This is a genomic window from Streptomyces tatrensis, assembly GCF_049310065.1.
Classification (GTDB): domain Bacteria; phylum Actinomycetota; class Actinomycetes; order Streptomycetales; family Streptomycetaceae; genus Streptomyces.
Genome location: NZ_JBMDLB010000011.1, coordinates 3,470,782 through 3,483,583, shown reverse-complemented (window position 1 = coordinate 3,483,583; position 12,802 = coordinate 3,470,782). Strand labels below are relative to the sequence as shown.

Below are 12,802 nucleotides of genomic sequence, written 5' to 3'. Positions count from 1 at the left end.
TGGTGTGGTGATGGCTGCGGATCCGTTGGCGTTCGACCTGATCACGATGGGGCGGATCGGGGTGGATCTCTACCCCCTGAAGACGGGCGTACCGCTCGGCGAGGCGGACACCTTCGGGAAGTTCCTGGGCGGTTCCCCGACCAACGTCGCCGTTGCGGCGGCCCGGCTGGGCCGGCGGACGGCGGTCATCACCCGGACCGGCGCGGACCCCTTCGGCGCGTATCTCCGGGCGGAGCTGCGCGGGTTCGGGGTGGACGACCGGTGGGCCGGGGAGGTGGCGGCCTATCCGACGCCGGTGACCTTCTGCGAGATCTTCCCGCCGGACGATTTCCCGCTGTACTTCTACCGGTACCCGAAGGCGCCCGACCTGGAGATCGGCGCGGACGAGCTCGACCTCGACGCGGTGCGGGCGGCGCGGGTGTTCTGGATGACCGGTACGGGGCTCAGCGCGGAGCCGAGCCGGACGGCCACCCTGGCCGCGCTGGAGGCCCGCGGCAGGAGCCCGTTGACGGTGTTCGACCTGGACTGGCGGCCCATGCTGTGGCCCTCCGGGGAGGGGGACGGGGCCGGGGCCGGCGGGGCGGGGGAGTGGTACCGCCGGGCGCTGTCCCTCGCCACGGTGGCCGTGGGCAACGCCGAGGAGTGCGCGATCGCCACCGGCGAGACCGAGCCGTACGCGGCCGCGCGGGCCCTGCTCGCGGCCGGCGTCGAGCTGGCGGTGGTCAAGCGGGGCCCGGCGGGGGTCCTGGCCGTGCACCGCGACGGGACGGTGGCGGAGCTCCCTCCGGTACCGGTGACGGTCGTCAACGGGCTCGGCGCGGGCGACGCCTTCGGCGGGGCACTGTGCCACGGGCTGCTCGCGGGATGGGAGTTGAGGCGGGTGATTGGCTACGCGAACGCGGCCGGGGCGATCGTGGCCTCGCGGCTGGCGTGCTCGACGGCGATGCCGTTCGGAGAGGAAGTGGAGGAGGTGCTCGGCCGTGCCGGTGGTGTCTGAGTGGGCGATGGAGTGGACGGGGCTGCGCGTGCTCGACCTCGCACCCGGGGAGGTGTACGCGCACCCGTGCAGGGAGTCGGAGTGGATCGTCCTCCCCCTGGCGGGCGGCTGCGAGGTCCGCTGCGCGGAGCCGTTCCCCCACCCCGCCCCTTCCCGAAACCGGGGCTCCGCCCCGGACCCCGCGCCTCAAACGCCGGCGGGGCTCAAGGACCGGGGCTCCGCCCCGGACCCGGCGGGGGCTCTGCCCCCGGACCCCCGCGCCTCGAATGCCGGCGAGGCTGGAGTTGTCCAGGAGCGGGGTCCGGAGCGGCGCCCCGGGAGCGGACCGCAGGTCTTGCGGCTGCGGGGGCGACGCGGGGTGTTCGACGGCCCCACCGACTTCGCCTACCTCCCCCGGGACGGCCACGCCGAGATCCAGTCGGCCGGCGGCGGCCGCTTCGCGCTGGCCGGCGCGCGCTGCGAGCAGCGGCTGCCCGCGCGGTACGGGCCCGCCGCCGAGGTCCCCGTAGAGCTCCGCGGAGCCGGACAGTGCTCCCGGCAGGTCAACAACTTCGCCGCCGCCGGAGTCTTCGACTGCGACCGGCTCATCGCCGTGGAGGTGCTCACACCCGGCGGCAACTGGTCCTCGTACCCGCCCCACAAGCACGACGAGCACCATCCCGGCGTGGAATCCCGGCTGGAGGAGATCTACTACTACGAGATCGCCCCGCACGGGGACACACCCGGCCTCGGCTACCAGCGTGTCAGCCCCTCCCCGGCGGGGAAGACCGACATCCTCACCGAGGTGAGGACCGGCGACGCGGTCCTCATCCCGGACGGCTGGCACGGCCCCTCCATGGCCGCGCCCGGCCACGACATGTACTACCTCAACGTCATGGCGGGCCCCGGCGCGACCAGGGAGTGGCTCATCCGGGACCACCCCGATCACGGCTGGATCCGCTCCACCTGGACCGGCCGAGACATTGATCCAAGGCTCCCCTTCCACCGAGCGGAGGACCCCGCATGACCCGGACCGTCCGGCTCACCGTCGCGCAGGCACTCGTCCGCTTCCTCTCCCGGCAGTACACCGAGCGCGACGGACACCGCCGCCGCCTGATCGCCGCCACCTGGGGGATCTTCGGGCACGGGAACGTCGCCGGGATCGGCCAGGCCCTGCTGGAGACCGGCCGCGGGGAGATGCCGTTCCTGCAGGGCCGCAACGAGCAGGCGATGGTGCACGCCGCCGTCGGGTACGCCCGGCAGAGCGGGCGGCTGTCCGCGCACGCCGTCACCACCTCCATCGGGCCGGGCGCCACCAACCTCGTCACCGGGGCCGCCCTCGCCACCATCAACCGGATCCCGGTGCTCCTCCTGCCCGGGGACGCCTTCGCGACCCGGCCGGCCGACCCCGTCCTCCAGCAGCTGGAGGTGCCTCATGCGGGTGACGTCTCCGTCAACGACACCCTGCGCCCCGTCTCCCGCCACTTCGACCGCATCACCCGTCCCGAAGCGCTGATCCCCGCCGCACTGCAGGCCGTGCGGGTCCTCACCGACCCCGTGAGCACCGGCGCCGTCACCCTCGCGCTGCCGCAGGACGTACAGGCCGAGGCGTACGACTGGCCGGAGGAGTTCTTCGCCGAGCGGGTGTGGGGTGTACGCCGGCCCCGGCCCGACCGGACCGAGCTGGCGGCGGCCGCCCGCGCCGTACGGGGCTCCGCGCGGCCGCTGATCATCGCCGGCGGCGGGATCCGGCACAGCGCGGCGGGAGCGGCGCTGGCGGAGTTCGCCGAGGCCACCGGGATCCCCGTCGCCTCCACCCAGGCCGGCAAGGGGGCCCTGCCCTGGGACCACCCCGCCGACGTGGGCGGGATCGGGCACACCGGCACGGCCACCGCCGACGCGCTGGCCCGGGAAGCCGATCTGGTGATCGCCGCCGGGACCCGGCTCACCGATTTCACCACCGCCTCCGCGACGCTGTTCCGGCACCCCGGCGTGCGGTTCCTCGGGCTCAACCTCGACCCGTACGACGCCCACAAACTCGCCGCCCGCCCCCTGGTCTGCGATGCGCGGGAGGGCCTGGAGGAACTGGCGGCCGCGGTCGCCCCGTACAGGGTGGACCCCTCGTACGAGGCGGCGTACAAAGAAGGGAAGAGGGCGTGGGAGCGGCTGGTCGACGGGGCCTTCGCGGCTCCCGACGAGGACTCCGTCCCGACGCAGGCACAGGTGCTGGGTCTGCTGGACGGCCTCGTCGACGGTGACGACATCCTGATCAATGCCGCCGGTTCGCTCCCCGGGGACCTGCACAAGCTGTGGCGGGCCCGCTCCGCGGACCAGTACCACGTCGAATACGGGTACTCCTGCATGGGCTACGAGATCCCCGCCGCGATCGGCACCGCGCTGGCCGCCCCCGGCCGGCCGGTGTGGGCGCTGGTCGGCGACGGGACGTACCTGATGAACCCGACCGAGATCGTCACCGCCGTACAGGAGGGGATCCCGGTCAGGCTGGTGATCCTCGACAACCACGGATACGCCTCGATCGGGGGCTTGTCGGACGCGGTGGGCGGCGAGGGGTTCGCCACCGCCTACCGCTTCCGGGCGGTGGACGGTTCGTACAGCGGTGCGCCGCTGCCGCTGGACCTGGCGGCCAACGCGGCCTCCCTCGGGATGGCCGTGTTGAGGCCCCGCACCATCGGTGACCTGCGCAAAGCCCTCGCCGAGGCGCGGGCGGCGGACCGTCCCACATGTGTCTACGCATCGACCCGAACACCCGACACTGTGTCGGGCCCACCCCCGGCACAGGCGTGGTGGGATGTCCCTGTGGCCGAGACCGCGACCCGTGCGTCGGCGGTCGGAGCCCGAGAAGAGTACGACCGGCAAGCCGCGCAGCGACGTCGCCATCTGTGAAGGAGTTAGGCATGAAGACCGTCAACCACTGGATCGGTGGCAAGACCGTCGAGGGCGCGTCGGGCAACTACGGCCCGGTCACCGACCCCGCCACCGGCGAGGTCACCACGCAGGTCGCCCTCGCGTCCGCCGACGAGGTCGACGCGGCCGTACAGGTCGCCAAGGAGGCGTTCCTGTCCTGGGGGCAGTCCTCGCTGGCCGCCCGCACCAAGGTGCTGTTCGCCTACCGCGCCCTGCTGGACGCCAACCGCGACGCGATCGCCGACCTGATCGTCGCCGAGCACGGCAAGGTGCACTCCGACGCGCTGGGCGAGGTCGCCCGGGGCCTGGAGATCGTCGAGCTGGCCTGCGGGATCACCGTGCAGCTCAAGGGCGAGCTGTCCACCTCGGTGTCCAGCCGCGTGGACGTCTCCTCGATCCGCCAGCCGATCGGCGTGGTCGCGGGCATCACCCCGTTCAACTTCCCGGCGATGGTGCCGATGTGGATGTTCCCGCTGGCCGTGGCCTGCGGCAACACCTTCATCCTCAAGCCGAGCGAGAAGGACCCCTCGGCCTCCACGCTGCTGGCGCAGCTGGCGAGCCAGGCCGGTCTGCCGGCGGGCGTGCTGAACGTGGTCCACGGTGACAAGGTCGCCGTCGACGCGCTCCTCGCGCACCCCGACGTCGCGGCCGTCTCCTTCGTGGGCTCGACCCCGATCGCCCGCCACATCCACACCACCGCCTCCGCCAACGGCAAGCGCGTACAGGCCCTGGGCGGCGCCAAGAACCACATGCTGGTGCTGCCGGACGCCGACCTGGACGCCGCCGCCGACGCCGCGGTCTCGGCCGCCTACGGCTCGGCCGGCGAGCGCTGCATGGCCATCTCCGCGGTCGTGGCCGTCGGCTCCATCGCCGACACCCTCGTGGACAAGATCCGCGAGCGCGCCGAGAAGATCAAGATCGGCCCCGGCAACGACCCGACCTCCGAGATGGGCCCGCTGATCACCGCCGCCCACCGCGACAAGGTCGCCTCGTACGTGACGGGCGCGGCCGCTCAGGGCGCCGACGTGGTCCTGGACGGCACCGGCTACACGGTGGAGGGCAACGAGAACGGCCACTGGATCGGCCTCTCGCTGCTGGACAACGTCAAGACCGACTCCGACGCCTACCGCGACGAGATCTTCGGCCCGGTGCTGTGCGTGCTGCGCGTGGACACCTACGAGGAGGGCGTGGCGCTCATGAACGCCTCGCCGTTCGGCAACGGCACCGCCATCTTCACCCGCGACGGCGGCGCCGCCCGCCGCTTCCAGCTGGAGATCGAGGCCGGCATGGTCGGCGTCAACGTGCCGATCCCGGTGCCGGTGGGCTACCACTCCTTCGGTGGCTGGAAGGACTCGCTCTTCGGCGACCTTCACATCTACGGCAACGACGGCATCCAGTTCTACACCCGGGGCAAGGTCGTCACGACCCGCTGGCCCGACCCGTCGGACGCACCGGCCGGCGTGGACCTCGGGTTCCCGCGCAACCACTGACGGGAGTCCCCGGCCCCGGCCCCGGCCCCGGCCGGGCGCACGCCTCGTAGGACCGCTCGCCCCCCGCAACCCTCACCGCGGGGGGCGAGCCCCGTTCCGAGCCCTGTTCCGAGCCCCGTTCCGAGCCCCGTTCCCGGACGGCTTCAGATCAGCGACCAGACGTCCGCCGACGCCGTGTCCGACCAGAGCGGGTCGCCGTGCCCGTAGCCCGGGACGACGGTGTAGCGGACGTGCTGGTTGCCGCCCGCCCGGATCAGCCGGGGGCCGCGCGTGTGGTCGCCGCGGCCCAGCTCGGTGTTGATCCACACCACTTCGGCGGAGATCCGCTCCCAGTCGATCGCGTACGTCTTCTCGTCGCCCGCCCAGACCGCGGCCAGGTCCCGCGCCAGGGCGGTCGGGATCAGCCCGCTGCCCAGGGCGGAGGCCGCCGCGTGCCAGGTGGCGAGCGGGGTGTGGGTGAGGCCGAAGCGGTCCCCGGCCGGGGTGGCGCCGAAGGCGTACGAGCCCGCGGCGTGGCCCTGGGTGTGGATCCAGTCCGCCGGACCGGGCAGCAGGGTCGTGCGGACCAGCACGTAGTGGGCGAGCCCGGCGTGGGTGAAGCGGAGCTCCGGGTCCGGGGGCCAGGGGACCTCCGAGGGGCCCGCCGGGTCGGTGACGGCCCGGGCGACCAGCGCCGCCAGGCCCGGATCGGCCGCGTACGCGCCCTCCGCGAGCCGGGCCTCGTACGCGTCCCGGGTCTGGGCGGCCCGTACGGCCAGGTCACCGGAGTAGGGGCCGGTCGTGTCCAGGGCCACCACCCGGGTCAGGCGGGGCGAGTCGTCGTGCGCGGCCGCGTCCAGGCCGAGCAGGGCCCCGGCGGAGTGGCCGACGTACTGGTACGGCAGCCCGAGCGCCACGTCCAGCGCCTCCACTACCGCGGCCAGGTCCCGGCGGTGCGCCGCGAGCCCCTGCTCGGGGCCGATGTCCTCGGCGGTCGCGGCGTCCTCGCGCGGGGTGACGCCGACGACGAGCAGGCCGTCGCGGCGCAGCCGGTGGGCGAGGTTCAGGTCGGACGGGGTGAAGAAGGCGGAGCCGAAGTTCAGTCCGGCGCCCGGCAGGAGGTACGCGATCCCGCGCGGGGCCCGTCGGGTGTCCGCGATCACGTCCACCGTGACGGGGGCCGGACCGCCGTCGTCGAGCGGGAGCGTGAGGCGGATCCAGCCGTCCCCCGGGACGTACACCGCGGTGCCGGTGCCCAGCGTCCGTTCGACGAGGGTCAGCAGCCCGACCCCCGCGTCGGCGGGATCCGCGGGCCGGCCTGCGGGGACGGTTCCGTGCGCGGGCCGGCCGGGCTCCGCTTCGCCGTGCTGTCGTGCCATGTGTGGTGCCTCCCGGCGCCTGCCCCTGACCGGGGTTGGCCGGATGCCGCCCCCTGGGGGACACCTTTGCCGATCAGCGCACTTCAGCCAAGTCCGGTGCCGGTTCCGGCTGTTCGGCGGCGGCCCGGCGGCGCCGGCGCACCACCCGGGCGGCGATGGCGGCGCCGGCCAGCACCAGGAGGGCGCCGAGCGCGGTCCACGGTACGGCGATGAGGTCCGTGGCGGAGGAGGAGACGAGGTCGGGGTAGGCCGAGGCGCCGGCGGTGATGTCGACGGTGACCCAGTCCGACTGGGGTGCGTCCGCCCAGTCCTCGGTCAGCTCGATCCGCTGGCCGGGCAGCAGCACGAGCTTCAGCTCGCGGGCCGGCCGGTCGAGCACCCGGCGGCCGAACAGCCCCTCGGCGGAGACGGTCACCTTCGGCTCGACGACCACGTTGCCCCGGTTGACCAGGGAGTACGTGATCTTGGCGCGGGCGTCCTTGACCCAGGGCAGCAGCGGCGCCGCCCGGCTGATCTTCACGTCCTCCACGCTCAGCCCCGGGGTCACCGGGCCCGGGACCCGGAAGTACAGCCGGGCGCCGACCTGGCGCTTCACCCCGACCTGGACCTTGCCCTCCTGCTGGATGCCCTCCACGGCGGTGTTGAGGGCGACGATCCCGCCCACGTGGTCACCGGGCGTCGCGTCCGCCGGGACCTTCACGGAGAAGGGGAAGTCCTTGCGGCCCTTGGGCGGCACGGTGACGGTGTTCCTGGTCTCCGGCGGCAGCGCGACCCACGTGCCCACGTCCTTGGGCTTCGTCTCCACCGGCAGCAGCGCGAAGCCGCCGCCCACCGGGGTGTTCACGGCGTCGGTGGCGAACATCTGGAACGTCAGCTCCTTGTCGGAGGAGTTCACGATCGTCGCGCTGTCGCTGATGGTGGTGCCGGCCTCGCCCTGGTGGAAGAAGTACGCGCGGTCGGTCATCGCCGCACCGGCCGGAGGCGTCGGGAACACGCCCCACGTGCCGTTGTCCGCGGCCGTCGCGGGGAGGGCGGGGAGCAGCAGGGCGGCGAGGCCGAGGAGCAGGCCGAGGAGGAGGGTGCGGGTGCGCATGGGCGGTTCTCCAGTCGGGCCGGACGGGGGGAGGGCGTGAGCCGGCGGATCGTCGGCGAGGGGTGGTGCGCGGAAGGGTGGTGCGGCGCCGGAGCGCCGCACCACCCGGGTGGAGCGGGGTCGTACGGGTCAGGCGATCGAGAAGGTGACGACCGACTGGTAGGTGTCCGCGAACATGAACGGCGGGAGCTGGATCATTCCGGCTCCGCCGATCTCGAACTCTCCACCGGTCAGGTTCTCGCCGCCCGCGGCCGCCGAGGCGACCTTCAGCGGGACGTCGGAGATCGCACCGGGCGTACCGGTGGTGCAGACGCTCGGGCTGGCCGGGTTGGTCACCTTGCAGGTCGGCTGGATGCCGATCTGCGCCGTGGCCATGGAGTGTCCGGTGACCGAGTTCAGGAACGGCGTCCGGGTCGCCGAGACGTCCCAGCCGAGGGTCCCGCCGCGGAAGTCCTGGACGGCCATCGCGGTGAACTGACCGACGACCGACTGGGACTTGCCGTTGATGGTGACCGAACCGAAGCTGACGGCGGGGTTGCCCGCCTGCGGGCCGATGGCCAGCGGGCCGGGCAGGACCTCTACGTCCACCGGGTTCTGCACACCGGGCTGCGGAACGATGAAGATGAAGCCCTTGTACGGGAGGATCGAGCCGTCGATCTTGATCGCGTCGGCGGGCTGGTTGACGGTGATGTTGCAGGTCGCGACGCCGGCCGCGGTGGCCGTGCCGGTACCCGTGTCACCCGTGGCCGTGCCGTTCTTCAGCGCGGAACAGGTGACCGCGCCCGCAGGGAAGTTGGCGCCCGTGACGACGACTGCGGTGCCCGCCTCGCCGCTGTTGGGCGTCAGCTTGGTGGTGATCGGGTCCTTGGGCAGCGCTTCCACGACCACCGAGCCGAGCGAGGCGCTCGGGCGGGGGTTGGGCGTACAGGTGGTGGTGAAGACCGAGCCCATGAGGCTCGCGTCGGTCACCGCCAGGTCCAGGGCCACCTGAACCGTGGTGCCCTCGGAGCCGTCCGGGACCTTGATGGTCCCGGAGAAGCCGGCGGGGTCGAGGGGTACGCCGGGCTGCACGTTGACCGTCTCGGGCGGGCTGACCACGGTCTGGAGGGTCGAGCCGACCTTGAGGGTGATCTTGGAGACGTTGGTGGTCGTCACCGCGAACCCGGGGACGACCGGGCTCGGGCCCGGGTCGATGGTGATCGGCACCACGTCGCCGGCCTTGGCGCCGTCGGGCAGCGTGATCGTGTAGGGCTGGGTGCCCGAACCACCCGGCTGGGGCGCCGGCGCGACGCAGTCCATCGGGACGGGCGTCGTCTTGGTCGCGGCCTGCGCGGTGCCCGACAGACCCACTACGGCGCCCGTCAGGGCCAGGGACAGAGCGCCAGCCCCGGCCAGAACTCTTCGTCGAAACGTTGTACTCACTGGGTCGCGACTCCTTCGTCATACGAACCCTCCCCCCACCCGCTGTGTGGGGGAGGTCGAGCCGGTGCGGTGGCCGACATTGACGCGTCGCGGGATTGAGAAGTCAATGACTTGCTTTCGCCCGAAGCACACAGAAATTGATGTGCCATCAGGCCGGGTGGAGCGGAGCGGCGGATACCCGTTGGCCCGTGGCCGTGCGGGTGGGGCGGGTGGGGTTTCGGACCGGGCCTTCGGAGCGGGCATCCGCGGTGGTCCGGCCGGGGTCCGCCGGGGCGGGGGGAAGCGCCGCCGGCGGAGGGCCCCGTACGGGCTACGGGCCGGTCGGGACGTGCAGCAACAGGTTCGGCGTCCCGGCGGGCAGGGCGGTGATCCGGTCCCGCACGGAGTCCCGTACGAGAGTTTCGGCCACCTGCGCGGGCGTCTGGCGCGGGCCGCCGGCCGCCGCGCCCTGCGCCAGCACCAGCGCGGCGGCGCCCGCCACGTGGGGGGCCGCCATCGAGGTGCCGGAGGCGCGGGCGGTGGCCGTGACGGAGCCCTTCCAGGCGGAGGTGACGGCCACGCCGGGGGCCGAGAGGTCCACGCAGGCACCGTGGTTGGAGAAGGCGGGCCGCCGGTCCGCCGCGTCCGTCGCGGCCACGGTGAGTGCCTGCGGGACGGCGGCGGGGGAGCCGGTGCAGGCGTTCTCGCCGGCGTTGCCCGCCGCCACGGCGAAGGTGATCCCGGACGCGATCGCCCGCGTCACGGCCCGGTCGAGGGCGAAGCTGCGGCCGCCGCCCAGGCTCATGTTGGCCACGGCCGGGGTGGCGGGCGACTTGAGGGCGTCCTTGACCATCCAGTCGAGGCCGCGCGTGATGGCCGACAGGGTCGCGTCCCCACGGCAGTCCGCCACCTTCACGGCGACGAGCGAAACCCCCTTGGCCACCCCGTAGGTGGCTCCGCCGACGGTCCCCGCGACGTGCGTGCCGTGGCCGTTGCAGTCCGTGGCGCCCTCCATGAACACCGCGTTGGCGCCCCAGCGGGCCCGGCCGCCGAACTCCTGGTGCAGGGTGTTGATCCCGGTGTCGACGATGTACGCGGTGATCCCCTCGGCCTTGGCCGGGTACGTGTACGAGCCGTCGAGGGGCAGTTCGCCCTGGTCGAGCCGGTCCAGCGCCCAGGGCGCGGGGGCCTGGACGAGGGGAGCGGCGGGGGCGTCGAGGGGGGTGTCGTCGATCCGGAAGACCATGTCGGGCTCCACGGAGGCGACCCGGGGATCGGCGGCGAGTTCGGCGGCGCGGGCGGCGGTGGTGTGGACGGCGAAACCGTTCAGGGCGGTGTCGTAGACGGACCCGACGCGGTCGCCGGCGGCCTCGGCCTCGGCGGCGAGGGCGCGCGTGACGGCGGCCCCGGAGGCGCGGGTGGCGGCGTCCTCGAGGACGACGACGTAGGGGGCGGTGGGGGCGTCGGCGGTGGCGGCTGCGGCGGTGTCGGCGTACGGCGGCAGGGCGGTGGCCGCCGCCAGCAGGGCGGCGGCCGGGAGCAGCGCGGTGAATGCGGTCATGCCGCCGATGCTCGGCGAGGCACGGGCCGCCCGCGCGGAGGGTGCGCCGACTGGCCCCACGACACGCCGCCCCGGGGGGCGGCGACCCTCCCCAGGGCCTGTCGTCACACTCCCGCCGTCGCCCGAAGGGCGGCCGCGCGGCGTCTGGTGCGTGCTCTCGGCGTGCCGGGCGGAGGCCCGCGTATGGACGTACTTGGTTTTCGCCCGGTGCGGCGAGAGCGCGTGCCAGGCGTCGCGAGGCAGGCGGGAGTGTGACGACAGGCCCTAGCGGGCGAAGGGCCGGCCGAGCATCCTGAAGACGCCTTCGTCGCGGGCGCCGGAGGCCCGGTACGTGGCCAGCGCGGCCTCGTTGTCGGTGTCGACGCCCACCCACATGCCGTAGCAGCCGCGCGACTCGGCCTCGGCGGCGAGCGCCTCGGTCAGGGCCCGGCCGATGCCGCGCCGGCGGTGGGCCTCGTCCACGGAGAGCTCGTAGAGGCACATCTCGGTGCCCTTGTCGGGGTGGATCATCTCGATGCCGGAGACCATGCCGACGGGCGCGCCATCCACGTAGGCGATCAGCATCAGGTGCCCCGGGGCGGCGAGGAACCGCTCTGACCAGTCCGCGCGGGCGGGACCGTCGAAGAGGTCTTGCGCGGCGAGGAGTTCGGAGACCGTGCGGGCGGGGCGGATGTCCATGGCGGCGACGATAGCGCTGCCGCTGCCGCTGCCGGTCCCGATTGCGGTGCCGATGCCGGCCCCGGTCCTTGCCCCGTCCCCGGCTCCGTCCTCGGCCCCGGCTCCGTCCTCGGCCCCGTCCTCGGCCCCGTCCCCGGCCCCGGCCCTGGCCGCGTCCGCGGCCCCGGCCCTGGCCGCGTCCGCGGCCCCGGCCCTGGCCGCGTCCGCGGCCCCGGCCCTGGCCCCGGCCCCGGCCCTGGCCCTGGCCCTGGCCCTGGCCCTGGCCCCGTCCCCGTCCCCGGCTCCGTCCCCGGCTCCGTCCCCGGCTCCGTCCTCGGCCCAGGCTCAGGCCCAGGCCCAGGCCCAGGCCCCGGCCCAGGCCCCGGCCCAGGCCCCGGCCCCGGCCCCGGTGCTGGTGGCGATCGTGATCGTGATCGTGATCGTGATCGTGATGGGGGTGGGGGTGGCGATGGCGCGAGCGGCGGCGAGTGAGGAGCCGGTGGCGATGCCGAATGAGGCGCCCACGGTAGTGGCGAATGGGGTGACGCCAGGAGTGACCCAAGTGGTGACGAACGGGGTGACGCCAGCGGTGGCGAACGGGGTGATGACAGCGGCGAGGACGGTGCGGGGGATGGTGCCAGGGCGGTGGTCAAGGCGGTCGCGATAATGGCCGGATGACCAACGGGGAGCACGATTTCGACACGGAGTGGCGCGCAGCGCCGGAGCCTCTGCGCAGGGCGCTCGCCCTTGCCTACGAGTCGCTCGCGGCCGGAGGCCTCGCGGTGGGATCGGTCCTGACGGACGCCGACGGGAAGCCGGTCGCCGAGGGGCGCAACGAGGCGTACGAGGACGGCCCGGGCACGGGGCCGCTGCGCGGCACGCCGCTCGCCCATGCCGAGATGAACGCGCTCGGAGCCGCCCGAACGGGCTGGGACCTCGGCACGGCGACGCTCTGGAGCACCCAGGAGCCGTGCTCGATGTGCGCGGCGGCGGCCGAGTTCACGGGCGTCGGCCGGGTGCGGTACCTGGCCCCGGACCCGTGGGCGCTGTCGAGCGCCAACGGCGCCGGCGCCGACGCAGACCCGGGCCGGCCGCACTGGCTGCTCGTGGCCAACACCATGTTCCTGCGGAGCGTGGCCATTGCCTCGGACGGCCCCGGGGAACCGCGGATCCTGACGCACCACCGAGCCGTCGAACCGGAGACCACGGCCTTCCACGACGGTCTGCCGGCGGGACTGCCGACGGCCGCCTCGCCGGAGGACTGGCTGCGCCCCCACTGGACCCGCCTGACGGAACTCGCGGCGGCCCGCGAGCTGCGCACGGCTCGCTGAACCCCCGGGC

At 74.1% G+C, this 12,802-nt stretch carries 11 protein-coding genes; 6 read left to right on the top strand and 5 right to left on the bottom strand.

Features of this window, described 5'->3' with window-relative positions:
• The first annotated feature begins 10 nt into the window (after positions 1–10).
• The 4 genes from iolC to ACODT5_RS31535 are packed head-to-tail and all read left to right on the top strand — an operon-like array spanning position 11 to position 5,391.
• Positions 11–997 carry a 5-dehydro-2-deoxygluconokinase gene (iolC, locus tag ACODT5_RS31550; RefSeq protein ID WP_422522537.1) on the top strand — a complete coding sequence of 329 codons (987 nt, stop codon included), beginning with the start codon at positions 11–13 and terminating at the stop codon, positions 995–997.
• Entirely contained in the window at positions 981–2,003 is a 1,023-nt protein-coding gene (gene iolB / locus ACODT5_RS31545; protein ID WP_422522536.1) for a 5-deoxy-glucuronate isomerase, read from the top strand. Before iolC ends, iolB begins: the two co-directional genes overlap by 17 nt.
• Positions 2,000–3,880 (top strand): 3D-(3,5/4)-trihydroxycyclohexane-1,2-dione acylhydrolase (decyclizing), encoded by a 1,881-nt coding sequence (iolD, locus tag ACODT5_RS31540; protein WP_422522535.1) that lies wholly within the window; start codon positions 2,000–2,002, stop codon positions 3,878–3,880. The genes iolB and iolD overlap by 4 nt, the downstream gene beginning before the upstream one ends.
• Positions 3,881–3,891: 11 nt before the next feature.
• The gene (locus ACODT5_RS31535) at positions 3,892–5,391 is read left to right on the top strand and encodes a CoA-acylating methylmalonate-semialdehyde dehydrogenase (RefSeq protein WP_422522534.1); all 1,500 of its coding nucleotides are present in this window, start codon (positions 3,892–3,894) and stop codon (positions 5,389–5,391) included.
• A gap of 143 nt (positions 5,392–5,534) precedes the next feature.
• Here ACODT5_RS31535 and ACODT5_RS31530 read toward each other — a convergent pair whose 3' ends face one another.
• From ACODT5_RS31530 to ACODT5_RS31510, 5 genes are all read right to left on the bottom strand, one after another.
• Positions 5,535–6,749, bottom strand: a complete 1,215-nt coding sequence (locus ACODT5_RS31530) for an alpha/beta fold hydrolase (protein ID WP_422522533.1) — start codon at positions 6,747–6,749, stop codon at positions 5,535–5,537.
• Positions 6,750–6,822: 73 nt separating this feature from the next.
• Positions 6,823–7,842 carry a WxL protein peptidoglycan domain-containing protein gene (locus tag ACODT5_RS31525; protein WP_422522532.1) on the bottom strand — a complete coding sequence of 340 codons (1,020 nt, stop codon included), beginning with the start codon at positions 7,840–7,842 and terminating at the stop codon, positions 6,823–6,825.
• A 129-nt stretch (positions 7,843–7,971) separates the two neighbouring features.
• Entirely contained in the window at positions 7,972–9,264 is a 1,293-nt protein-coding gene (locus ACODT5_RS31520) for a hypothetical protein (protein ID WP_422522531.1), read from the bottom strand.
• 310 nt (positions 9,265–9,574) lie between these two features.
• Positions 9,575–10,804 (bottom strand): S8 family peptidase, encoded by a 1,230-nt coding sequence (locus ACODT5_RS31515; protein WP_422522530.1) that lies wholly within the window; start codon positions 10,802–10,804, stop codon positions 9,575–9,577.
• Between the two features lie 264 nt (positions 10,805–11,068).
• Complete coding sequence (locus ACODT5_RS31510) at positions 11,069–11,482, bottom strand: GNAT family N-acetyltransferase (protein WP_422522529.1); 414 nt, start codon at positions 11,480–11,482, stop codon at positions 11,069–11,071.
• Here ACODT5_RS31510 and ACODT5_RS31505 point away from each other — a divergent pair.
• Both ACODT5_RS31505 and ACODT5_RS31500 read left to right on the top strand, forming a co-directional pair.
• Positions 11,481–12,128 carry a hypothetical protein gene (locus ACODT5_RS31505; RefSeq protein WP_422522528.1) on the top strand — a complete coding sequence of 216 codons (648 nt, stop codon included), beginning with the start codon at positions 11,481–11,483 and terminating at the stop codon, positions 12,126–12,128. The two genes, ACODT5_RS31510 and ACODT5_RS31505, sit on opposite strands and share 2 nt — an antisense overlap.
• 7 nt (positions 12,129–12,135) lie before the next feature.
• Entirely contained in the window at positions 12,136–12,792 is a 657-nt protein-coding gene (locus tag ACODT5_RS31500) for a nucleoside deaminase (RefSeq protein WP_422522527.1), read from the top strand.
• The last annotated feature ends 10 nt before the right edge of the window (positions 12,793–12,802 follow it).